General features: G+C 59.8%; 21 protein-coding genes. 7 read left to right on the forward strand and 14 right to left on the reverse strand.

From position 1 onward, the window contains the following. Positions 1–6: 6 nt before the first annotated feature. Entirely contained in the window at positions 7–1,161 is a 1,155-nt protein-coding gene (gene araJ, locus ABLU50_RS21500) for an MFS transporter AraJ (protein ID WP_087833048.1), read from the reverse strand. A 278-nt stretch (positions 1,162–1,439) separates the two neighbouring features. Between araJ and ABLU50_RS21505 the strand changes: the two genes are divergently transcribed. The 4 genes from ABLU50_RS21505 to ABLU50_RS21520 all read left to right on the forward strand — a co-directional run bounded on the left by ABLU50_RS21505 (position 1,440) and on the right by ABLU50_RS21520 (position 3,471). Next, complete coding sequence (locus tag ABLU50_RS21505; protein WP_004202671.1) at positions 1,440–1,877, forward strand: VOC family protein; 438 nt, start codon at positions 1,440–1,442, stop codon at positions 1,875–1,877. Positions 1,878–1,962: 85 nt separating this feature from the next. Beyond that, positions 1,963–2,781, forward strand: a complete 819-nt coding sequence (gene ppk2 / locus ABLU50_RS21510) for a polyphosphate kinase 2 (protein ID WP_004202673.1) — start codon at positions 1,963–1,965, stop codon at positions 2,779–2,781. Positions 2,782–2,959: 178 nt separating this feature from the next. After that, positions 2,960–3,148: a hypothetical protein gene (locus ABLU50_RS21515; protein ID WP_023318364.1), complete on the forward strand. Its 189-nt coding sequence runs from the start codon at positions 2,960–2,962 to the stop codon at positions 3,146–3,148. Further along, a complete protein-coding gene (locus tag ABLU50_RS21520; RefSeq protein ID WP_023318365.1) occupies positions 3,148–3,471 on the forward strand; it encodes a CcdB family protein in 324 nt (107 codons plus the stop codon). Before ABLU50_RS21515 ends, ABLU50_RS21520 begins: the two co-directional genes overlap by 1 nt. Positions 3,472–3,514: 43 nt before the next feature. Here the strand turns inward: ABLU50_RS21520 and fdnI are convergent, their stop codons facing one another. Genes fdnI through fdnG form a run of 3 tightly spaced genes read right to left on the reverse strand, consistent with a single transcriptional unit; the run spans position 3,515 to position 8,107 of the window. Further along, the gene (fdnI, locus tag ABLU50_RS21525) at positions 3,515–4,171 is read right to left on the reverse strand and encodes a formate dehydrogenase-N subunit gamma (RefSeq protein ID WP_087833047.1); all 657 of its coding nucleotides are present in this window, start codon (positions 4,169–4,171) and stop codon (positions 3,515–3,517) included. Beyond that, positions 4,164–5,048, reverse strand: coding sequence for a formate dehydrogenase subunit beta (gene fdxH / locus ABLU50_RS21530; RefSeq protein ID WP_023318367.1), 885 nt, complete (start codon positions 5,046–5,048; stop codon positions 4,164–4,166). Before fdxH ends, fdnI begins: the two co-directional genes overlap by 8 nt. 11 nt (positions 5,049–5,059) lie before the next feature. Beyond that, positions 5,060–8,107, reverse strand: a complete 3,048-nt coding sequence (fdnG, locus tag ABLU50_RS21535) for a formate dehydrogenase-N subunit alpha (protein WP_106479190.1) — start codon at positions 8,105–8,107, stop codon at positions 5,060–5,062. A 225-nt stretch (positions 8,108–8,332) separates the two neighbouring features. On the opposite strand from fdnG, the gene yddG reads away from it, so the two are divergent. Then, positions 8,333–9,211 carry an aromatic amino acid DMT transporter YddG gene (yddG, locus tag ABLU50_RS21540; RefSeq protein WP_004202687.1) on the forward strand — a complete coding sequence of 293 codons (879 nt, stop codon included), beginning with the start codon at positions 8,333–8,335 and terminating at the stop codon, positions 9,209–9,211. On the opposite strand, the gene benD is transcribed toward yddG, so the two are convergent. From benD to ABLU50_RS21575, 7 genes are all read right to left on the reverse strand, one after another. After that, on the reverse strand, positions 9,208–9,981 hold the full coding sequence (gene benD, locus ABLU50_RS21545) for a benzoate diol dehydrogenase BenD (protein ID WP_087833045.1): 774 nt from the start codon (positions 9,979–9,981) through the stop codon (positions 9,208–9,210). The genes yddG and benD overlap by 4 nt on opposite strands. Positions 9,982–9,990: 9 nt before the next feature. Continuing rightward, on the reverse strand, positions 9,991–11,007 hold the full coding sequence (gene benC, locus ABLU50_RS21550) for a benzoate 1,2-dioxygenase electron transfer component BenC (RefSeq protein WP_087833044.1): 1,017 nt from the start codon (positions 11,005–11,007) through the stop codon (positions 9,991–9,993). A gap of 9 nt (positions 11,008–11,016) precedes the next feature. Next, complete coding sequence (benB, locus tag ABLU50_RS21555) at positions 11,017–11,502, reverse strand: benzoate 1,2-dioxygenase small subunit (RefSeq protein WP_023318372.1); 486 nt, start codon at positions 11,500–11,502, stop codon at positions 11,017–11,019. Further along, the gene (locus tag ABLU50_RS21560; protein WP_087833043.1) at positions 11,502–12,884 is read right to left on the reverse strand and encodes a Rieske 2Fe-2S domain-containing protein; all 1,383 of its coding nucleotides are present in this window, start codon (positions 12,882–12,884) and stop codon (positions 11,502–11,504) included. Before ABLU50_RS21560 ends, benB begins: the two co-directional genes overlap by 1 nt. A gap of 109 nt (positions 12,885–12,993) precedes the next feature. Continuing rightward, positions 12,994–13,920 carry a catechol 1,2-dioxygenase gene (gene catA / locus ABLU50_RS21565; protein WP_087833042.1) on the reverse strand — a complete coding sequence of 309 codons (927 nt, stop codon included), beginning with the start codon at positions 13,918–13,920 and terminating at the stop codon, positions 12,994–12,996. 69 nt (positions 13,921–13,989) lie between these two features. Beyond that, on the reverse strand, positions 13,990–14,280 hold the full coding sequence (catC, locus tag ABLU50_RS21570; RefSeq protein ID WP_004202698.1) for a muconolactone Delta-isomerase: 291 nt from the start codon (positions 14,278–14,280) through the stop codon (positions 13,990–13,992). A gap of 19 nt (positions 14,281–14,299) precedes the next feature. Further along, positions 14,300–15,463, reverse strand: coding sequence for a muconate cycloisomerase family protein (locus ABLU50_RS21575; protein ID WP_176391547.1), 1,164 nt, complete (start codon positions 15,461–15,463; stop codon positions 14,300–14,302). A 117-nt stretch (positions 15,464–15,580) separates the two neighbouring features. Here ABLU50_RS21575 and ABLU50_RS21580 point away from each other — a divergent pair, with 117 nt between their 5' ends. Then, complete coding sequence (locus ABLU50_RS21580) at positions 15,581–16,471, forward strand: IclR family transcriptional regulator C-terminal domain-containing protein (protein ID WP_072140467.1); 891 nt, start codon at positions 15,581–15,583, stop codon at positions 16,469–16,471. Here the strand turns inward: ABLU50_RS21580 and kmrA are convergent. After that, the gene (gene kmrA, locus ABLU50_RS21585) at positions 16,466–17,965 is read right to left on the reverse strand and encodes an efflux MFS transporter KmrA (RefSeq protein WP_060655900.1); all 1,500 of its coding nucleotides are present in this window, start codon (positions 17,963–17,965) and stop codon (positions 16,466–16,468) included. The genes ABLU50_RS21580 and kmrA overlap by 6 nt on opposite strands. Positions 17,966–18,084: 119 nt before the next feature. On the opposite strand from kmrA, the gene ABLU50_RS21590 reads away from it, so the two are divergent. Continuing rightward, the gene (locus ABLU50_RS21590; protein WP_004202704.1) at positions 18,085–18,660 is read left to right on the forward strand and encodes a TetR family transcriptional regulator; all 576 of its coding nucleotides are present in this window, start codon (positions 18,085–18,087) and stop codon (positions 18,658–18,660) included. Between the two features lie 209 nt (positions 18,661–18,869). Here ABLU50_RS21590 and nhoA read toward each other — a convergent pair whose 3' ends face one another. Then, on the reverse strand, positions 18,870–19,715 hold the full coding sequence (gene nhoA, locus ABLU50_RS21595; RefSeq protein WP_004202712.1) for an N-hydroxyarylamine O-acetyltransferase: 846 nt from the start codon (positions 19,713–19,715) through the stop codon (positions 18,870–18,872). A gap of 76 nt (positions 19,716–19,791) precedes the next feature. Beyond that, positions 19,792–21,447 (reverse strand): iron ABC transporter permease, encoded by a 1,656-nt coding sequence (locus ABLU50_RS21600; protein WP_087833040.1) that lies wholly within the window; start codon positions 21,445–21,447, stop codon positions 19,792–19,794. Positions 21,448–21,461: the final 14 nt, after the last annotated feature.

The raw sequence follows: 21,461 nt of genomic DNA on the forward strand, positions 1-21,461 counted from the left end.
GCGTCGTTAGCAAGCCTGTCGGCGCTGATGGCGACCGTAGATGAGCAAGGCGCTCATCGCCAGAAACGACAGCGTGGCGGCGGGAAGCGCCACGCTGTTCCAGCCGAAGCCCTGGGCAATCATCATTCCGCCGCAGAAGGCGCCGATGGCGCTCCCGAGGTTAAAGGCGATCTGCCCCCCTGCCGCCCCCAGCATCTCACCGCCTTTGGCGTTCTGCAGCAGCAGGATCTGCAGCGGCGCCGACAGGGCAAACAGCCCGGCACAGCAGAAAAACGCCAGCGTCAGCGAAGCGACTTTATGCTCCCCGAAGGCAAAGATCAGCAGCAGCGTCACGGCGATCGCCCCGTCAGTCATGGCCGCGATGCGCAGCGGACTGTAGCGCCCGGAAATTTTACCGCTGAACAGATTGCCAACCACCATACCCAGCCCCGCCAGCATCATAATCAGCATCATCCGGCTTTCGGCAAAGCCGGAGACGTTGAGCATAAAGGGCTTGATATAGCTGAACCACGCGAACACCCCGGCGTTACCGAACATGGTGGCGGCAAAAATCAGCCACGGCGCCGGGGAAGCCAGAAAACGGAACTGCTCGCGCAGCCGCGTGCTGGCCCGGTCATACAGCGTGGGCACCCAGCAGTAGATGGCCAGAAACACCGCGACGTTAAACACCGCGATGAGCGCGAAGGTATAGCGCCAGCTAAAGTGATGCCCAAGCCAGGTGCCGCCGGGGACGCCCACCAGGTTAGCGATCGTCATGCCGCCAATCATCCCGGCCACCGCGGCGGTCACCTTCCCTGGCGGCGCGATTTTCGACAGGATAATCGCGCCGACGCCAAAGAACGCCCCGTGGGGAAACCCGGAAACCAGCCGGCCTAGCGCCAGCATGGCGTAGCTACTGGAGAAGGTAAACAGGGTATTGCCGAGAATGCACAGGGCGGCGAGAAACAGCATCACCGATTTCAACGAAAACCGACTGGAGAGCAGCGCCATGATCGGCGCACCGATCACCACGCCGAAGGCATACCAGGCAATCATATTGCCGGCGGCGGGAATGGATATTCCGACATCGTGCGCCATGTCCGGCAGCACGCCAATAATGCCAAACTCCGCCATGCCGAGTCCGAAAGTGCCCAGCGCCAGTGAAAAAATCGTTTTTTTCATACATCTTATAGGGGTATTGAGAGACGGCCGGCATTATTGACCATCCCGCCTCGCCACACCAGCTAAAAACGCCCGACTGCAGTATCCTCCATACAACGGCCTGATTCGTTCATGCGCTCGCCAGCGCCACTGTTGGCTTTCCTGCCGACGGCAGAGGCGCCTGGCGGTGGATAATCCCCTGTAAAAATTGGTGGGCACGCAGGGAGACATCGCGGATTGATCTCAAGTTAACTTGAGGTTGTAAAGTCGAGACATCGTTCACCTCGGGAGAATCATCCATGCAAAATGTTGATGTCGGCTTTACCCATGTCGCCTTTACCGTCCGCTGTCTGGCCAGCAGCATCGATTTTTATACCCGCTATACGGCGATGACCGTTATTCACCAGCGCGAACCCGACCTCCCCTCGGCGCGTAAAGTGGCATGGCTCAGCGACCGCACCCGGCCTTTCGCCCTGGTGCTGGTGCAAAGTGACGATCCGGCCGATACGCCGCTGGGACCGTTCGGCCATCTCGGCGTCGCCTGCGCCACCCAGGCGGAGATCGATGAGAAAGTCGCTCAGGCGCGGCGGGAAGGCGTTTTGCGTCGGGAACCGGAGCAGTTGGGCGATCCGGTAGGCTATTTCGCTTTCTTTGCCGACCCGGACGGTAACACCCTGGAGCTGTCGTGGGGGCAGCGGGTGGGACTGGAAGTCATCGCCGCGGGGAGCGCCCGCTAGCCCGTCCCGGGCGGAATATTTTCCACCGCCTCGCCGGTGAAGGATTACACTTCAAAGGGATACCTCGGCAACACGGAGCATGGCGATGGGTAATAAGAAAAGCGGTAATCCGGTCGACGCGGCGGTGAAGATCGCCCCGCTTGACAATAAAGCGTATGAGAAGGCGTTGCGCAAGCTCCACGTGGAGCTGGTGAAACTGCAGCGCTGGGTGGTGCATAAAGGGTTGAAGGTGTGCATCGTCTTTGAAGGCCGGGACGGCGCCGGCAAAGGCGGCACCATTAAGGCGATCACCGAGCGCGTCAGCCCGCGTATCTTCCGGGTCGTCGCCTTACCCTCGCCCACCGAACGCGAGAAAAGTCAGCTCTATTTTCAGCGCTATATCAAGCATCTCCCGGCAGCTGGGGAAATCGTGATTTTCGATCGCAGCTGGTACAACCGCGCCGGCGTCGAACGCGTGATGGGCTTTTGTACCCCGGAGGAGGTGCAGAAATTTCTTGACGGCGCGCCGATGGTGGAGCGCGGCATGGTCGAGTCGGGCATTATCCTGCTCAAGTACTGGCTGGAGGTCTCCCCGCAGGAGCAGGAGCGGCGCCTGCGGGATCGCATCGACGACGGGCGCAAGATCTGGAAGCTTTCGCCGATGGACATCAAGTCTTTCAATCGCTGGGATGAATATACCGCCGCCCGCGACGCCATGTTCGCCGCTACCGACACCGCCTGGGCGCCGTGGTTCGTCGCCCGCTCCGAGGATAAAAAGCGGGTGCGTCTGAATATCATCACCCACCTGCTGTCGCAGATCCCCTACGAAGCTTTGCCAGTGGAGCATGTCACGCTGCCGAAGCGCAAAATTGGTAAAATGAAACAGACCAATTTCCCCTTCCGCTTTATTCCGGAGAAGTTCTGATTATTTCCCGCCGCGCTGGTTAATACCAGCGCCGGGTTTATTACTATAACCATTAATATTTCAGGCGATTACTTTCCTCTGGAAGCTGCCTCGCAAAATAAAAACCAAACCCGAACCAGGTATTTCTTTTCATCGCACACCGCGTGATAATCAGCTCGCCAACAACAAGGAGCAGATAATGAAACAGAATGCCGTTAACAAGTCACAGACTCGCGATCGTGCAACAACGGTTAACCCGCGCAACCAGGCACTGACCATCGTCGATGCGGACAAACGCCGAAAAGACCAGGAATTCATTAAGGCACTGAATGAGTTCACTGCCCGTGCAGGGTTGTTGTCAGAGGATCCTTTTTTCGGAGGGATTTAATGGCGGCGCAATTTGATATCTTTCGTAACCCATCACCGAGAACCAATGCGTTTCAACCTTATTTAATGGTAATCCAACATGATTATTTTAATGACCTTGGTACACGTTTAATTGTGCCGCTGAGCTATCATTCTCATTTGACTGGCCATTATCATGCTGCCGCCCCGGTTATTAATATGGAGTTTGAGAAACTATTCATCAACACGCCGGCAATCACCAGCGTGGCAAAGCAAAGGCTGGATAAAAAATATTTTATCTGCAATTTGGCTAAAGAAAGAACTACCGTGATATCAGCGATGGACGCATTAATCACTAACACATAAACCCGCTCCAGCAAAACTGGAGCGGGTCTCCTGGCCAGACGGCTTACTTCATCCCTTCACGACTCTCTTTGATCGCTTCCAGGCGTTCGACATCGCGATACCAGCGCGGGTGGTGTTTCTTCGCCCAGCGGCGGCTCACCTTGCCTTCAATCATCCCCTTAATCGACCCCTTCACCCAGAACGCCATATACATATGGATAAGGATCGCGTGGATAAGGATAATCGCCGAAGTGGCGTGTATCAGCAGGCTGTAACGAATAACCGGAATCGGGAAATATTGGGCAAACCAGGGCCGCCAGATAATCACCCCGGTCACCAGCAGCACGAAAATCATGCTCATGATGGTCCAGAACATCATCTTCTGCCCGGCGTTATATTTACCGACCCGCGCCACCTTATGCTCGTTGCCTTTCAGCACCTCGACGATGCCTTTCAGCCACGGAATATCCTGTTTATCCGGGATGTTGTGGTGGACAAAACGCACGAACATAAACATCAGGGCGATAAAAATCAGCACGCCAAAGAAGGGGTGCAGAATACGCCCCATCTGCGGGGTACCGAAGGTTTCCGTCAGCCACTGCAGCGTCGGGAAGAAAAACGATATTCCCGACAGCGCCACGAGGAAGAAAGCGATTACCACCGTCCAGTGACAGGCGCGATCGATAAAGGTCGTGCGCACTATCATCTTCGATTTACTCATCATGCTCCTCCTCGTCGTCGTCAACTTCCTTGTTCGGCCCGATACCGATGTAGTGATAGATAAGCCCGGCAAAGGTGGCGATAAAGCCCGCCGCCGACAGCGGCTTCAGCGCCCCCTTCCACAGATTGATACTGGTATCGATCTGCGGTTCCTTCGGCAGCTTGTGATACAGCTCGGGCTGGTCGGCATGATGCAATACGTACATCACATGGGTGCCGCCGACGCCCTGCGGGTTGTAAATCCCGGCCCTGGCATAACCGCGTTTTTTCAGCTTAGCCACCCGCTCCTCGGCCACCTCCAGCATCTCTTTCTTCGTACCGAAGTGGATCGCGCCGGTAGGACAGGTTTTCACGCACGCCGGTTCCTGACCGACGCTGACCCGGTCCACGCACAAGGTGCATTTATAGACCCGGTTATCCTCTTTATTGAGACGCGGTACGTTAAAGGGACAGCCAGCAATGCAGTAGCCGCAGCCGATGCAGTTTTCCTGCTGGAAATCGACGATGCCATTGGCGTACTGAATAATCGCCCCGGCGGATGGGCAGGCCTTCAGACAACCCGGCTCTGCGCAGTGCATACAACCATCCTTGCGGATAAGCCACTCCAGCTTGCCGTTCTGTTCGGTCTCGCTAAAGCGCATTACCGTCCAGGATTTGGCGCTAAGATCCGCCGGGTTATCGTACACCCCGACGCAGTGCCCCACGTCATCGCGGATGTCATTCCACTCGGAGCAGGCCACCTGGCAGGCTTTACAGCCCACGCAGGAGGAGACATCGATAAGCTTGGCGACTTCCGCCTTATGGTCCCGCGCGCGCGGCGCGGGGGTGATCGGGTTGGTCGCGGAGCGTTTAATAATGTCTTGTGTTTCCATCGCCATTGAATCGCTCCTTACGCTTTCTCGATGTTGACCAGAAACGCCTTATACTCCGGCGTTTGTGAGTTGGAATCGCCAACGTTCGGCGTCAGGGTGTTAGCGATATAGCCTTTGCGAGCCACGCCTTCAAAACCCCAGTGCAGCGGGATCCCAACGGTCTCCACCTGCTGGCCGTTGACGTTGAGCGTTTGCAGGCGGCGCGTCACCACCGCTACCGCGCGAATAAAGCCGCGCTGGCTGCTGACTTTCACCCGGTCGCCGTTGGCAATCCCTTTCGCTTTTGCCAGCCCTTCGCTGATTTCGACAAACTGTTCCGGCTGCGCGATGGAATTGAGCAGCGCATGCTTGGTCCAGGTATGGAAATGCTCGGTCAGACGATAGGTGGTCCCGACATACGGGAACTTATCCCTCTTACCTAAGCGGATGGCGTCCTCTTCATACAAACGCACCACCGGGCTGGAGATCACCTTCGGGTGCAGCGGGTTAGTGCCAAGCGGGGTTTCCATCGGCTCGTAGTGTTCCGGGAACGGCCCTTCCGCCAGCTTATCCAGCGCGAACAGGCGACCCAGCCCCTCCTGCTGCATGATAAATGGCCCGGTGTTGCTCCCCGGCGGCGCGGTATTGAAGTCCGGAATATCATTCCCGACCCACTTGCTGCCGTTCCACTGGATCAACATCCGCTTCGCATCCCACGGCTTGCCGTTGATGTCGGCTGACGCGCGGTTATAGAGCACCCGGCGATTAAGCGGCCATGCCCAGGCCCAGCCCAGCGTATTACCCAGACCCGAAGGGTCGGCATTATCGCGATTCGCCATCTGGTTGCCCTGCTCCGTCCAGCTGCCGGCATAGATCCAACAGGAAGACGCCGTCGTCCCGTCGTCGCGAAGCAGCGCGAAGCTGTTCAGCAGCTGGCCTTTTTTCGCCACCAGAGTGCCGTTGGCGTCATAAAGATCCGCCAGCGCCACGCCGTTGTTCTCTTTCGCGACCTCTTCAGACTCGGGGCGATCCGGCTGCTTATAGCGCCAGCTCATCTTCAGCAGCGGCTCTGCGCCTTTACCGCCTTCGGTGCGGTACAGTTCGCGCAGGCGATGGTAAATCCCGGCCAGGATCTCGCCGTCGTTACGTGCTTCACCTGGGGCATCCTGACCTTTCCAGTGCCACTGCAGCCAGCGGCCGGAGTTGGCGATCGAACCGTCCTCTTCAGCAAAGCAGGTCGATGGCAGGCGGAAGACTTCCGTCTGGATCGTCGACGGGTCGACGTCATTAGACTCGCCGTGGTTCTGCCAGAAAGTGGAAGTTTCGGTGACCAGCGGATCGATAACCACCATATACTTCAGCTTGCTCAGGCTGCGAACCACTTTGTTTTTGTCCGGGAAGGACGCGACCGGGTTAAAGCCCTGGCAGATATAGCCAGTGACTTTGCCGTTATCCATCATGTTGAAGTATTTGATAACGTCGTAAGCCTGGTCCCACTTCGGTAACCACTCAAAGCCCCAGTCGTTCTCTTTTTGCGCCGCCTCGCCGTAGAAGGATTTCATCAGGCTGACAAAGAATTTCGGGTAGTTGCTCCAGTAGTTCACCTGGTCCGGCAGGGTCGCTTTTGGCGTGTTGGCCGCCAGGTACGTCTGCAGATCCGGCTGCTTTTCAGAAGGCAGGGTCAGGTAGCCTGGCAGGCTGGTAGACAGCAGGCCAAGGTCGGTCAGCCCCTGAATATTAGAGTGACCGCGCAGGGCATTCACGCCACCGCCGGCCATGCCCATATTGCCGAGCAGCAATTGGATCATCGCCATGGTGCGAATGTTCTGCGCGCCGACGGTGTGCTGCGTCCAGCCCAGGGCATACAGGAAGGTGGTGGTGCGATCAGCGGCGCTGGTTGAGGCCAGCACATCGCACACCTTGAGGAAGTCCGCTTTCGGCGTACCGCAGATGTTTTCGACCACCTCTGGCGTGTAACGGGAAACGTGCTGCTTCAGCAGATTCCACACGCAGCGCGGATGGCTTAGCGTCTCATCGCGTTTGGCGTAGCCGTTTTCATCGAACTGGTAGTTCCAGGACGATTTATCATACTGGCGTTTGTCCGCATCATAGCCGCTGAACAGCCCCTCTTCGAAGGCAAAATCATCCCGCACCAGCAGGCTGGCGTTGGTGTAGTGCTTCACGTACTCGGCATTGATTTTGTTATGTTCGATCAGGTACAGCAGCACCCCCGACAGGAAGGTAATGTCGGTACCGGAGCGAATCGGCGCATAGATATCGGCCACCGACGCAGTGCGCGTAAAGCGCGGGTCGACGACGATAAGCGTGGCGTCGTTGTTGTTCTTCGCCTCCATCGCCCAGCGGAATCCCACCGGGTGGGCTTCCGCGGCGTTACCGCCCATCACCACCACGACGTTCGCGTTTTTGATATCCACCCAGTGGTTAGTCATCGCACCGCGACCAAATGTTGGAGCAAGACTTGCTACCGTTGGTCCGTGTCAGACGCGCGCCTGGTTGTCTACCGCCAGCATGCCGAGCGATCGCACAAATTTTTGCGTCAGCATGCCGGTCTCATTACTCGCCGCCGAGGCGCACAGCATACCGGTGGAAAGCCAGCGGTTAACCGTCGCGCCCTGCTCGTTCTTTTCCATAAAGTTGGCGTCGCGGTCGGCTTTCATCAGCCGGGCAATGCGGCTGAAGGCTTCATCCCAGGAGAGTCGCTGCCATTTATCGGATCCCGGGGCGCGGTACTCCGGGTAGCGCAGGCGGTTATCACTGTGGACATAGTCCAGCAGGCCGGCGCCTTTCGGGCATAACGCGCCGCGGCTCACCGGATGGTCCGGATCTCCTTCGATATGGTAAATCGCTTCTTTGGCGTTTTTCGCGCCGTCGCCGAGGCTATACATTAATAGCCCGCAGCCAACGGAGCAGTAAGTGCAGGTGTTGCGGATCTCTTTCGCACGCAGCAATTTGTAGTTGCGTGCCTGAGCCAGCGCCATTTTGGGGGCAAAGCCCAGGGCGGCAGCTGTGGTTCCGGCCATACCGCCTGCGCAGATCTTAAAGAACTTTCTGCGGCTGACGTCCATTGCATTCCTCCATGCAGGATGTTGATTCATCGCGCGGAGGAAACTAACAGTAAAATCCCGGGAAAATTTGCGTCAAATCAAGGAGCAAAACCCACTCCCCCTTAATCGCCAGCCGCGGCCGTTTTCACTAATCCCCAGGGGTTACCCATGGCGGAAAATTTCGCCCCGCGGCGGTCAAAAGATGATATATATGCCGGCTGCATTCGCGTAACCCTCAGGATAAGCATGGAGAAAAAGAGAGCCACGACTATCGGCTTCGCCGCCATTATTTTATGGAGCACGATGGTCGGATTGATTCGCGGCGTCAGCGAAGGACTGGGCCCGGTCGGCGGCGCGGCGATGATTTACAGCCTCAGCGGCCTGCTGCTGATTTTTACCGTCGGTTTCCCTAACCTGCGCCAGATCCCGCGCCGCTATCTGCTGGCCGGCAGCGTGTTGTTTGTCAGCTATGAAATCTGCCTCGCGCTGTCCCTGGGCTATGCCGCCAGCCGTCAACAGGCCATTGAGGTGGGGATGGTCAATTACCTGTGGCCCAGCCTGACCATCCTGTTCGCCATCCTGTTCAATGGTCAGAAAAGCAGCTGGCTGGTGATCCCCGGTTTGCTTCTCGCCCTGCTTGGCGTCGGCTGGGTGTTGGGGGGTGAGCACGGCCTGCAGCTGGAGGAGATTATCAGCAACGTCATCTCCAGTCCGCTCAGCTATCTGCTGGCCTTTGTCGGCGCCTTTATCTGGGCGGCCTACTGCACGGTAACGGCCAAATATGCCGGCGGCAAAAATGCCATTACCCTGTTCGTCCTGTTAACCGCGCTGACGCTGTGGCTGAAGTTTCTCGCCACGCCGCAGCCGCCGATGGTCTTCAGCTGGCCGGTCAGCATCAAGCTGCTGACGGTAGCGGTGGCGCTCGGTCTGGCCTACGCCGCGTGGAACGTGGGGATCCTCCACGGCAACGTCAGCCTGCTGGCGGCGGCCTCCTACTTCACGCCGGTGCTCTCCTCCGCGCTGGCGGCGATCCTGCTTAGCGCCGCGCTCTCGTGGTCGTTCTGGCAGGGGGCCGGGATGGTGTGTCTCGGCTCCCTGCTCTGCTGGTACGCGACCCGCCGTTAGCCGAGATCGCCGCCCGCCACAGGGAGGGTGACGCCGGTGATATAGCTGGCCTCATCGCTGGCGAGAAACAGGATCGCGTTTGCCTGTTCCGCCAGCGTGCCGTAGCGGTGCATCAGACTGCTGGCCACCGTCTGATCGACCACCTGCTGATACCACGCCTTCTCCTGCTCACTGGGCTGCTCGTCGTTACGCGGCGTCAGGCGCGGCGGCGCCTCCGTCCCGCCCGGCGCGACGGCATTGATGCGGATACCGCTGCCGCTGTACTCCATGGCAATCGACCGGGTCAGCGCATTCACACCTCCCTTCGCCGCCGAATAAGGCACCCGGTTGACCCCCGCCGTCGCCACCGACGAGATATTGACGATGCAGCCTTTGCCCTGCTTCAGCATCCACGGCAGCGCCGCGCGGCAGCCCCACAGGGTGGGAAACAGCGAGCGGCGGATCTCTTTCTCAATCTGATCCGGTTGGTATTCGGCAAACGGCCGCGCCCAGATGGTCCCCCCGACGTTATTGATTAACACATCGATGCGGCCAAAATGCGCCACCCCGTCGGCAAACGCCTGCTCGGCGCTCGGCCACTGTTCCAGGTCCGCCTCCAGCGCCAGCACCTGACTGCCGGACTGAGCCAGCGTCGCCGCCAGCTCATGCACCCAGGGCGAACGATCGATGAGCAGCAGAGCCGCGCCTTCCGCAGCCGCCTGCTCCGCGGTTTGTCGGCCAATGCCCTGGGCCGCGCCGGTGATGGCGACCACTTTATCGCTAAAACGCATACTGCCTCCTTATGCCGCCGCGCTCTGGCTGGCGATAAATTTCTCGTACCAGAAGCCCGCCGGGGTGATCCCTCGCTCACGCAGCGCCGTGGCGACCGCGTTGACCATCGGCGGCGGGCCGCAAAGGTAGATATCGACCACGCCATTATTCAGCATGGCGTCGTCAAGATGATCGGTGACGAAGCCGCGCTGCGGGCAAGGACTGTTTTCCTCCGCCACTACCGGCAGCCAGCGAAAGTGGTTTAACTGCTGACGGAATGCCTCCAGCGCCTCGGTCTTCACCAAGTCCGCGTCGCGCGTGACGCCATACATCAGGGTCACCGGGCGCGCGGCGTTCTGCGCCTGCAAGGTCTCGAGCATGGAGAGCAGCGGCGCCAGCCCGGTACCGCCGGCCAGCATCAGCAGCGGACGTTCGCCGTGGCGCAGATAGAAGCTTCCCATCGGGCCGCTGAGAGTAAGACGATCCCCGGGCCGCGCCTGCAGGGTTAACCACTGGCTCATCATGCCGCCGGGCACGTTACGAATCAGGAAACGCCCTTCTGCCGAGCCTGGCCGTGAGCTGAAGGAATAGGCGCGAACGTGCGGCGTGCCTGGCACCTGAATGTTGACGTACTGCCCCGCCAGGAAGTCCAGCGGCTCATCGAGGGCGACCACCAGCTCGATGGCGGTATCGGACAGACAATTCACCTGTCGCACCTGCGCCCCGGTGTTCGTCATGGCGGTTTTACACTGCGCGGCGGCCACCGGCACATCGACAACGCAGTCGCTGGTGGGCACCATCTGGCAGGTCAGCACCTGGCGGGCCTGCGCTTCCTCATCGCTTAACGCCTCGTCGAGATACTCCTCGCCGAGATCGTATTCCCCGCTGGCGCAGTGGCATTTGCAGGTGCCGCACACGCCGTCCGAGCAGTCCATCGGCAGATTCACCTTCTGCCGATAGGCAGCATCCAGGACTTTCTCTCCGGCATGGCATTGAATAAAGCGGGTGATACCGTCCTCAAAATTAAGAGCAATAGTGAAGGTCATAGGCGCCTCTTAAATGTGGTAAACGTCAATCACCTGACGGATATAGTCGTTATTCAGGCGCACGGTTTTGCGCACGATCTGCGGCCGGCCGTCCTGCTCGGTCAGCGTGCAGCAGGTGGCGCCGAAAAAGGCATCGGTGTGCTGATAGCGGTGGCTCCAGGTCACCCAGCTGTAGCGCACCTCCAGCCCCTCGTCGCTCTCCCCCAGCAGTTCGACGTTGCTGATGATATGGGTGGTCCGCGGCTCCGGCGTGCTGGCCCCGGAGCGCTCGGTTTTAATGCGGTAGACGCGATCCTCCAGCCCTTCCCGGTTGGGATAGTAGATAAGCGAAATCTCTTTTTGCGGGTCGCGCGTCAGCTGATCGTCGTCGCCCCATGCCGGCATCCAGTAGATCACCTGCGGGCTGTAGCAGCTGAGCCATTCATCCCACTGACGGTCATCCAGCAGACGGGCTTCGTAATAGAGAAACTGGCGTACCTGTTCGAGGTTCAGCATCAGGCCACCTCCACGCGCTGGGTGATCGACTGGTCATAGCGCTGCTGTTCCTGCTCCAGCGCCGCCAGCATGACCGTTTGCCAGTGGTGATGATGGGCGATATACAGCGCCTCATCTTCCGATTTCACCCCGCTTAGCCGCGGCGTAAAACCCGCGTGCCTGGCGTGTTCATCCGGGCCGTCGACCCAACGTAGCGCGCCGCGGCTGAGATCGCTCCACGCCAGATTTTCGCCAAGATAGCCGCGCTGGCAGGCGCTGAACTCTTCCAGATCGTCCGGCGTCCCCATTCCGCTGACGTTAAAGAAATCTTCGTACTGGCGGATGCGTAACGCCCGCGCCTGGTCGGATTCCCCCTTCGGGGCAAAGCACCAGATAGTGACTTCGGTTTTGTCCACCGCCAGCGGACGAATGACGCGGATCTGGGTGGAGAATTGATCCATCAGATAGACGTTGGGGTACAGGCACAGGTTGCGGGTTTCGTTGACCATCTGGTCGGCGCGCCGTTCGCCGAATTCCGCCTGCAGACGCTCGCGATGGGCATACACCGGGCGCACCTCCGGATTCAGCGCCCGGGTCCACAGCAGCATATGGCCGTTATCAAATCCGTAGCCGCCGCCGAGGCTTTTTGACCAGCCGTTGGCGTCCACCGCATGGGTGCCTTGCGCTTCATAGTTGCGTCGCGACATGGTGGAGGCGTAGTTCCAGTGCACCACGCTGACATGGTAGCCATCAGCGCCGTTCTCCGCGCCCAGCTTCCAGTTGCCTTCGTAAATGTAGCTCGACGAACCCTTGAGCACTTCCAGCCCCTCCGGCGCCTGGTCGACGATCAGATCGATGATTTTACAAGTTTCCCCGAGATAGGCTTCCAGCGGCTGCACGTCGGCATTGAGGCTACCGAATAAAAAACCGCGATAGGACTGAAAACGCGGCAGCTTTTGCAGGTCGTGAGATCCTTCCTGTTTGAAGGTGTCAGGATAAGCGCCGGTGCTTTCATCTTTGGCTTTTAATAATTTGCCGTTATTGCTGAAGGTCCAGCCGTGAAACGGACAGGTAAAAGAGTTTTTATTCCCGGTTTTCCTTCGACATAACATGGCGCCGCGATGAGCGCAGCTGTTAATTAACGCATGCAGCTCATGCTTTTTATCGCGGGTAATAATCACCGGCTGACGCCCCAGCGTCAGGGTATAATAATCACCCGGTTCGGCAATTTGGCTTTCATGGGCGAGAAATACCCAGTTACCTTCGAAGATATGCTTCATTTCAAATTCAAACAGCTGCGGGTCGGTAAATATCGACCGGTGGCAGCGGTAAATATGATTTTCACGATCGACAATTAAGGCGTTGTTAATTTTGTCTTTAAGCGCTGATAGCGTTTTTTGCATGAGTCAGTCCCTCCTGCAGTATTCAGGATGAAATAAACCGGGTGAATTGTTAGCTTTCAGGTGCAATGTCTGGCCCGGGCAACCGCGTGCCCGGGGTCGTTACAGCAGATTACGCTTTGGCGCGCAGGCGGGCGCCGCGCTGCTCTTCGTCGGCGCTGAGCGCTTTACACAGGGTGAAATCAAAACAAACCTCAGTGTGCTCTCCCTCAAGGTCGCGCTGCGCGATAGTCTCGCGGTCCGTCACTTTAATCGGGTCGGCAATCAGACCGTCGCGGGTGGCGAAGGCAAAATCATCCCACAGGTATTTATCGCCGCTGAGGTTGATCTGGCTGGTGAGATGTTTATGCCCCGGCGCGGAGACGAAGAAGTGAATATGCGCCGGACGGTTGCCGTGGCGGGCTAACTGATCCAGCAATTTCTGCGTTGGTCCATCCGGCGGACAGCCGTAGCCGGAAGGCAGGATGCTGCGCACGCTATAGCGGCCATCGGCGCCGGTACGGATCCGACGGCGCAGGTTGTATTCGCTCTGGCTCGGGTCGAAGAAGGAGTAATTGCCGAGGGTATTGGCGTGCCAGATATCGACGATGGCGTTGGCCACCGGCCGGCCCTCGGTATCTTTGACCTGGCCATGCAGCCACATCACTTCCCCCGGGTCGGCGCCATCATCCATCCGGGCGTGACCTTCGGCCAGCGGCGCATTGGCCACATACAGCGGCCCTTCGATGGTGCGCGGGGTGCCGGTTTCCCTGCGCGCCGCTGCGTCAATGGCGTCCTGACGCAGGTCGAGGAAATGCTCCAGACCCAGCCCTGCCGCAAGCAGCGCCGCCTCCTGACGACCACCCAGCGCATGCAGATAGTTCACCGCATGCCAGAACTCTTCTTCGGTGATGTTATAGTCGTCGATCAGCGTACAGATATTCTCCAGCAGACGGTGAATAATGGCTTTAAAACGTTCGTTTCCGCCAGGGACATGTAAACCCGCCCCTTCACGTAATAATTTCTGCACGGTTTCTTGTTGTACGAAAGCATTACTCATTATTATTCTCTCTTATCGTTGTAGGGTATTTACCGGGTCACCCCGGCATGAGGTCAGGTGTTATTATTATTAGCTATCATCGTCACGAACAGACGAGGGATGGCGGCACAGCGCCTCGACGCGAATATCCATAAAAGGATACAGCGGCAATCCCATTAATATTTGATGTAACTCTTCGGTATCTTTGACATCGAAAATACTGACATTGGCGTAAAGACCGGCGACGCGCCAGATATGTCGCCATTTGCCTTCCCGCTGTAATTGTTGCGAATAGGCTTTTTCGCGTTGTTTTATTTCCTCCGCTTCGGCGACGGGAAAGCCGAGCGGTATATTCACGGTCATATCCACTTTAAATAGCATCTGTTTCTCCTGTTTCCCGCTACGCCTGGCGGGTGTAAAAACGCAGTTTGTCTTCATCCAGCTCGACGCCAAGACCCGGGATTTGCGGCAGCACCACCTCGCCGTCGGCAAAGGAGAGCGGTACGCTGACGATATCGTCTTTCAGCAACAGCGGGCCGAACATTTCGGTGCCCCACTGCAGCGGCAGCGTCGACCAGGCGTGTAGCGAGGCGACAGTCCCGACGGTCCCCTCCAGCATGGTGCCGCCATACAGGCCAATACCCGCCGCCTGGGCGACGCGGGCCAGCGCCAGTACGCTGTTCGGTCCGCCGGCCTTGGCGATTTTCAGCGCGTAAGCGCCGGTAAAGCCCTGCTGCGCCAGTTGATAGCCATCGTAAGCGGTGGCCACCGCTTCGTCGGCGAGGATCGCGGTTTCAATATGCTGGCTTAACCGCACCAGCGCCACGTTGTCGTGGGCGCTGACCGGCTGTTCGATGAGGTCGACGCCCATCGCCGCCAGCTCGCGGCAGCCTTTCGCGCCGGTTGCGGCGTCCCAGGCCTGATTGACGTCGACGCGGATGCTGGCGCGATCCCCTAGCGCCTCCACAATGGCGCGAGTATGGCGCAGGTCGGTCGCTAATTCGCGTGCGCCAATTTTCAGCTTGAAAGCCTGATGGCGCCGCTCGGCTAACAGTTTTTCCCCTTCGGCAATATCTTTCGCGGTATCGCCGCTGGCTAACGTCCACAGCACCGGCAACGCCGTTTGCAGCGCGCCGCCGAGCAGCGCCGACACCGGCAGCCCCAGCGCTTTGCCCTGGGCATCCAGCAGCGCGGTTTCAATGGCGGACCTGGCAAAAGTGTTGCCTTTAATGGCGCTGTTCATGCGGGCGGTCAGCGCATTCAGGTTATCAGCCGGTTGCCCCAGCAGCAGCGGCGTCAGGTAATGCGTTATCGCCGACGAGATAGTCTCCGGGCTCTCGACGCCATAGCTCAAGCCGCCGATGGTGGTGGCCTCGCCAATGCCGCAGATGCCGTCGGAGCGGGTAAGGCGCACGATCACCAGCGTCTGACATCCCATGGTGGTCATCGACAATTTATGTGGCCGGATGGTTGGGACATCCACAATCCAGCTCTCAATACGTTCTACGGTGGCAGTCATTTTCGCTTCCTGATGAGATGTATAACTTTTTGTACCCACATCCATAACGGGGAGGGCTATGCCATTGACAATAGGGTTCGGCCTGGCGGATGGTCAACGGCGATAATCGAAATGTTGTGCGATTATCGACGCGTTTGTTAAAAGACGGTTATTAATGTGATCGTGGTGGTAAAACCGGCACAATTCAGCGCGCCCCATTTTGCGCAAGGTATAGTGATCTGCCGTGAGCTTTACGCTGCAACGGAGAAGGATGCGATGAGCGACAATATCCCCAATACGCTGAGCGCCAGGCAGGCCGAGCACGATCCCAACTTTATGCTGTCTCTGGCCCGCGGTCTGGAGGTGCTTAACGCCTTCACCCCACAGCGTCAGCGGCTGACCATTTCCCAGTTAAGCCAGAAAACGCAAATTTCCCGCGCGGCGGTACGCCGCTGCCTGTATACCCTCGCCGCGCTGGGCATGGTCCATAGCCCGGATGGCCGCCATTATGAGCTGCTCCCCCGGGTGCTGGCGGTGGGCCATGCCTATCTCGCCGGCACCCCGCTGGCGAAAGTGGCGCAGACGGCGCTGGACAGCCTCGGCAAAGCCCTCGGCGAATCCTGTTCGGCGGCGACACTCGACGGGGATAATGTGCTCTATATTGCCCGCGCGGCGGTGAATAATTTATTGAGCGTCGATATCGGACGCGGCAGTCGCCTGCCGGCGTGGGCGACGTCGATGGGTCGGGTATTGCTCAGCGCGCTGCCGGAAGAGCAGCTGGAGGTGACACTGTCACGTGCCGTGCTCATTCGCTACACCCCACACACCCTGTGCGATATGGCCGGGCTACGCGCGGAGATTGATCGGGTGCGCATGCAGGGCTATGCCCTCGCCGACCGGCAGATAGAGGTGGGCCTGTGCTCGCTGGCGGTGCCGGTGCTGTCGCGTCATGGCCAGGTGGTGGCCGCGCTGAATGTCGGGGTGCCGGCCGCGACGGTCAGCGCCGCGGCGTTAAAAGAGAAGGCCCTCGCCCCGCTACGCCGCGCGGCGATGGACCTGTCGCTACAGCTATAGAGCCGTCTGCGGCTTCGTCACCGTGGCGAGGCTGCGCCAGATCCCGGCGGCCAGCAGCAGAAGCATGACCCCCGCTGTCGCCAGCACCAGACTGTGCGCCTGGGTAAAGGCCGCCTTCGCCGCCGCCATCAGCGCCTCCGCCACCCCGGCGGGTAGCGCCTGGGTCAGGCTAACCGCTTCGCCGATCGATGACGACGCCCGCTGCGCCATGGTCTCATTCAGCCCGGGCGGTAGCACAATGGTGGCGCTGTAGCTGCGGGTCAGGATCAGGCCGAACAGGGCAATGCCGAGGCCAGCGCCCAGCTCATAGGCCATGGTTTCGATCGCCCCGGCCGCCGCCGCTTTCTCCTTCGGCGCCGCCGCCATAATGGCGGAGCTGGAGGCCAGCAGCGCGCTGGCGACGCTAAAGCCGAGCAGCGTCATCAGCCCCCAGGCCAACCATTGCTGAGTGCTGAAATCGGTCAACGCCAGGCCGAGAAAGCTGAAGGCGCTGAGCAGCATCCCGCCGGTCGCCACCTCGCGCAGCCCAAGCCGCGACACCAGCATCCCGGCAATCGGCCCGCTAAAGCCGCTGGCCACCATCACCGGCAGCATAAACATCCCCGCCTCGAACGGCGTTTTCTGATGCACAAACTGCAGCTCCTGAGCCATCAACAGCTCAAAACCCACCAGGGTAATCAGGGCGGTCATCGCCATCATCACCCCGCTTAAAATAACGCGATGAGTGAACAGTCGCATATCCACCATCGGCCGGGCCGCCGACAGCTGTTTGCGGATAAACCAGGTGAGCATCGCCGCCCCGCCGATCGCCACCAGCGCGGTGAGCCACAGCGCCAGCTGGCCCTTCAGGGCCGATTTGGCGCTAAACACCAGCATCAGGATCGCCGCAATCAAAATGAGCGCCTGCAGCAGGTTCAGCGGCTGGTCGCGGCGCGCGGGCTGGCGCGGCACCACTTTCGCGTTAATGGCGATAACCACCAGCACAATCGGAACGTTGATCAGGAACACCGATCCCCAGTAGAAATGCTCCAGCAGCATGCCGCCCACCAGCGGGCCAAAGGCCGCGCCGCCGGAGCCCACCGCCGCCCACAGCCCCAGCGCCATATTGCGCTGGCTGGCCTCGGCAAAGGTGCTGCGGATGCCGGCCAGCGTCGCCGGCACGATCATCGCCGCCCCCACCGCCAGCAGGGCACGGGAGGCAATCAGCGTCAGAGCCGTCGGCGACAGTGCGGCGCACAGCGAGGCGACGCCAAAAATAGCGCTGCCGAGCAGCAGCAGACGTTTAAAGCCGATTTTATCGCCAAGGGCGCCCATCGGCAGCACCATCCCGGCCATCACCAATGAATAGATATCAATGATCCACAGCAGCTCATTGCCGCTGCTGCCCAGCGCGACGCTGAGGGTCGGTGCGGCCACATGCAACACCGTGGCGTCAATCGCCACCGGAATATAAACCAGCAAAATCGCCATCAGCGTCATCCATTGCCGTGACATAGCTTGTACCTCAATGTTAGAACTTGGACACACGTCCAGGATGGCGATCCTGCCGGATTGTTGAACGCATGTCCAACTTTTTGTTACACTCGGCCAAAGCCAGATATCAGCGGGGTTCTATGCACTATTTACAGCGGGATGAGCGACGGGAAGGGATTATGCAGGCCGCCATGCGCCTGGCGCTGCGCGGCGGCTTCAGCGCCATGACCGTCCGACAGATCGCCCGCGAAGCGCAAGTGGCCGCCGGGCAACTGCACCACCACTTCGCCTCCATCGGCGAGCTGAAGTCCCAGGTGTTCATCCGTCTTATCCGCGAGATGCTCGACATGCCGCTGGTGGCCGAGGACGCCAGCTGGCGCGAGCGGTTATTCTCGATGATCGGCAGCGAGGATGGCCGGCTGGAACCCTATATCCGCCTGTGGCGGGAAGGCCAGGTACTGGCCGACAGCGACCCGGACATCAAAGCGGCCTACCTGCTAACCATGACCATGTGGCATGCCGAGACCGTGGCGATCGTTGAGCAGGGCCTCGCCTGCGGTGAGTTTCATTCGACCGAGCCGCCGGCGGATATCGCCTGGCGTTTTATCGCCCTGGTGTGCGGCCTCGACGGGATTTATGCCCTCGGTACCCAGACCCTGGACGAGACGGCATTTAGCCGTTACGTCAATAAGATGATAACCCTGGAATTGTTTTAGCTGACTTTGAATTGCGACGATAACGATCCTATACGGCGCGGCGTAGATCCATCGCAGGCATTGGCTGCTGGCGGAAGCTATTTAACGCGTTGTGCCGTTAGTTTACCGGATCGCGGCCACGCCTTACCCGGCCTACATAAACGCTTCTATCTCCCTTCGATATCTTTCCCCAGGCCCGGTCAGCGCAGCGCCGCCGGGCATGAGGAAATTTACTTCCCGGCTTCCGGATGCGTATCGAAAGCCGCCATCACCGCCGCCAGCGCCGCTTCGCTGAAGCCATGTTTAGGATCGTCCACGCCCAGGCCGAAGCGGGTTTGCAGCCCTTCGTACAGCGCGGAGACATCGGCAAAATCGACCTTCTCCACCACGTGGTTATTTTCCCAGTGGGTAAAGTGGAAATTGGTAAGGGTCATTTTGCCGCCGTCCGGCAGATGACGACACATCAGCAGGTGGTGACGAAAGTGTGACTGCGGCCAGTGCGCCGACCAGAAGTTACCCATCACATAATCAGACGCATACTGGCGACCTAGATCGAAATGATACATCGACTGCCAATGCTCGTGATGGTTGAACTGCAGCGTCCACTCATCCCCTTCATGCACCAGACGATAGCTGCCGTGCGGCGTCTGCTGCGGGATATCGGCCAGCAGCTTAATCGGCGCGGTCAGCGTCTGGCCGCCGAAGCCAACGTCGGCGATCCAGCGCTCGCCCGCCACCTCCACCAGCAATAAACGGTGCGTACGCGGCGGCATCTGCGGCGGATTGGCCAGCACCACCCGCCCCAGCAGGCTGCGGACATTAAAGCCTATTTCGCGCAGCGCGCGCTCCAGCAGGCCATTTTGTTCAAAACAATACCCCCCGCGTCGGCCGGCGATCAGCTTCGCTTCCAGCGCCAGGTCGTCAAGATGGATCTCGCGCGGCAGCAGGACGTCGAGGTTTTCGAAAGGGATAGCGCTGTTATGCTGCAGATGCAGTTGGCGCAAGGTATCAATAGAAACATCAGGCTCTCCCGTCCAGCCCAGACGGGAAAAATAGGCGCGTAAAAAGGGACTCATCAGGGTCTCCAGCTGTTGGTGTCCGACATTTATAGCCTATATTCCCGCGCCGACCCTCTTTTTTGTGCGCTTGTCGTTAACCGCGCGTGCTGCGCTGCATCAGCGCCAGCGCCGTCAGCATCAGGAGCAGACCGGTCAACAGCGTCAGGCTGGCCATCGCCATGCCCTGACCAACGGATCCCTGTTCGAACTGGCGCCAGATAAACACCGCCACGGTCTGCGTGCCGGCGGGCGCCAGCAGCAGCGAGGTCACCAGCTCCCGGGACGCCACCGCAAACACCATCAGCATCGCCGCCAGCAGCGCCGGAAAGACCAGCGGCAGAACAATTAGCCGCAGCGCCTGCAGCGGCGATGCGCCGTGGACCCGGGCGGCGGGCTCAAGATTGGGGCCGAGTTGGCGCAGCGCGCTGCCGACATAGCGCACCGGCCAGGGCAGCAGCAGGCAACAATAGGAGAGCAGCAGCATCCACAGCGTGTTGTAGGGCGAGCGCGGCCAGAAGGGCTGGTTCCACAGCAGGATCAATCCCACCCCCACCACCACGCCCGGCAGCGCCGCCGGCATCAGCGACAGCGCATCCACCACCCCGCGCCCTTTGATCTTCTGCACCATCACCAGCCAGGCGGCCAGCAGCCCCAGCACGCCGACGATCAGCGCCGAACCTAGCGCCAGAGACAGGCTGACGCCGAGGGCCGACAGGGCATCGCCCTGCTGGTCGAATAGCGCCGCGAAGTGACGCAGCGTGACATTCTCCTGGCTGACTCCGCCCGAGAGGGTGCCCATCAGGCTGGTGAGCATCATCGAGGCGGAGGGGACCCCGACCGCCAGGCCGCCGACGGCCGCCATCGCCAGCAGCGCGGGCAGCGTCATCCAGCCCAGCGACGTCCCACGGTTTTCTCCCGGTTTGCCGGTGACGCTGGTGACCTCCTTCTCCCCCACCAGCCGCGTTTGCAGCCACCAGGCGAACAGCGCTACCGCCATCAGCAGCAGCGACAGCAGCGCAGCGCCGGTGAGATCCACCGGCCAGTCGGCCAGCTTTTTCTCAATGCCCACCGTCAGCATCACCACTCCCGCCCGGCTGCCCAGCGCCGCCGGTACGCCAAACTCCTCGATGGCGAGAGTAAACGCCAACAGCATCCCCGCCGCCAGCGCCGGGGAGAGCATCGGCAGCGTCACGTGCCAGAAGGCGCGCCAGGCGCTGGCGCCATGGACCCGGGCGACCATCGCCAGCCGTTGCCCGCTCGCCAGCTGGCTGCGGGAAACGGCAAAGTAGACCACGGGAAAAATATTAAAGGTCATCACCAACACGATCCCGCTGCGGCTGAATAGCAGATCGTTAAGCTGCCAGCCGGTCAGCTGCTGCAGATAGCCCTGACGTTGCAGCGCCAACATCCACGAGAGCGCCGAGATATAGGGCGGCGTCAGAAAGGGGATCAAAAACAGCAGGTCCCATAGCCGGGGCAGCGGCAACGAAAACATACCGCGCAGAATGCCGAGCGGCAGGCCAATGAGGACGCTGGCCAGCGCCACGCCGCCGGCGATCCACAGCGTACCGCCGAGCATCGACATCAGCTGAGGGTCCGCCAGCAGCGGCGAGACGCCGCCAAAGGCATCATGGAGCGAACCGGCGCTGAAATGGGGAAAAATTGCCTGCAGCAGAATAAACAACAGCGGTAACGCGACCAGCAGCGTCAGGGCAGCAAGGGTCACGCCGGAAAGGAATTTTTGTTTCACAGCGGTTCCTGAAA

Origin of the sequence: Klebsiella sp. GG_Kp173, from assembly GCF_040062415.1 — a bacterium.
Lineage (GTDB): Bacteria > Pseudomonadota > Gammaproteobacteria > Enterobacterales > Enterobacteriaceae > Klebsiella > Klebsiella quasipneumoniae.

Excerpts from the sequence above, each read along its gene's own strand:
- fdnI (WP_087833047.1), bottom strand. The coding sequence starts at position 4,171 with ATGAGTAAATCGAAGATGATAGTGCGCACGACCTTTATCGATCGCGCC.
- yddG (WP_004202687.1), top strand. The coding sequence starts at position 8,333 with ATGGAGAAAAAGAGAGCCACGACTATCGGCTTCGCCGCCATTATTTTA.
- benB (WP_023318372.1), bottom strand. The coding sequence starts at position 11,502 with ATGCTGAACCTCGAACAGGTACGCCAGTTTCTCTATTACGAAGCCCGT.
- fdxH (WP_023318367.1), bottom strand. The coding sequence starts at position 5,048 with ATGGCGATGGAAACACAAGACATTATTAAACGCTCCGCGACCAACCCG.
- ABLU50_RS21515 (WP_023318364.1), top strand. The coding sequence starts at position 2,960 with ATGAAACAGAATGCCGTTAACAAGTCACAGACTCGCGATCGTGCAACA.
- catC (WP_004202698.1), bottom strand. The coding sequence starts at position 14,280 with ATGCTATTTAAAGTGGATATGACCGTGAATATACCGCTCGGCTTTCCC.
- nhoA (WP_004202712.1), bottom strand. The coding sequence starts at position 19,715 with ATGAGTCCCTTTTTACGCGCCTATTTTTCCCGTCTGGGCTGGACGGGA.
- benC (WP_087833044.1), bottom strand. The coding sequence starts at position 11,007 with ATGACCTTCACTATTGCTCTTAATTTTGAGGACGGTATCACCCGCTTT.
- catA (WP_087833042.1), bottom strand. The coding sequence starts at position 13,920 with ATGAGTAATGCTTTCGTACAACAAGAAACCGTGCAGAAATTATTACGT.
- ABLU50_RS21505 (WP_004202671.1), top strand. The coding sequence starts at position 1,440 with ATGCAAAATGTTGATGTCGGCTTTACCCATGTCGCCTTTACCGTCCGC.
- araJ (WP_087833048.1), bottom strand. The coding sequence starts at position 1,161 with ATGAAAAAAACGATTTTTTCACTGGCGCTGGGCACTTTCGGACTCGGC.
- ABLU50_RS21575 (WP_176391547.1), bottom strand. The coding sequence starts at position 15,463 with ATGGATGTGGGTACAAAAAGTTATACATCTCATCAGGAAGCGAAAATG.
- ABLU50_RS21590 (WP_004202704.1), top strand. The coding sequence starts at position 18,085 with ATGCACTATTTACAGCGGGATGAGCGACGGGAAGGGATTATGCAGGCC.
- kmrA (WP_060655900.1), bottom strand. The coding sequence starts at position 17,965 with ATGTCACGGCAATGGATGACGCTGATGGCGATTTTGCTGGTTTATATT.
- ABLU50_RS21560 (WP_087833043.1), bottom strand. The coding sequence starts at position 12,884 with ATGCAAAAAACGCTATCAGCGCTTAAAGACAAAATTAACAACGCCTTA.
- ppk2 (WP_004202673.1), top strand. The coding sequence starts at position 1,963 with ATGGGTAATAAGAAAAGCGGTAATCCGGTCGACGCGGCGGTGAAGATC.
- ABLU50_RS21520 (WP_023318365.1), top strand. The coding sequence starts at position 3,148 with ATGGCGGCGCAATTTGATATCTTTCGTAACCCATCACCGAGAACCAAT.
- benD (WP_087833045.1), bottom strand. The coding sequence starts at position 9,981 with ATGCGTTTTAGCGATAAAGTGGTCGCCATCACCGGCGCGGCCCAGGGC.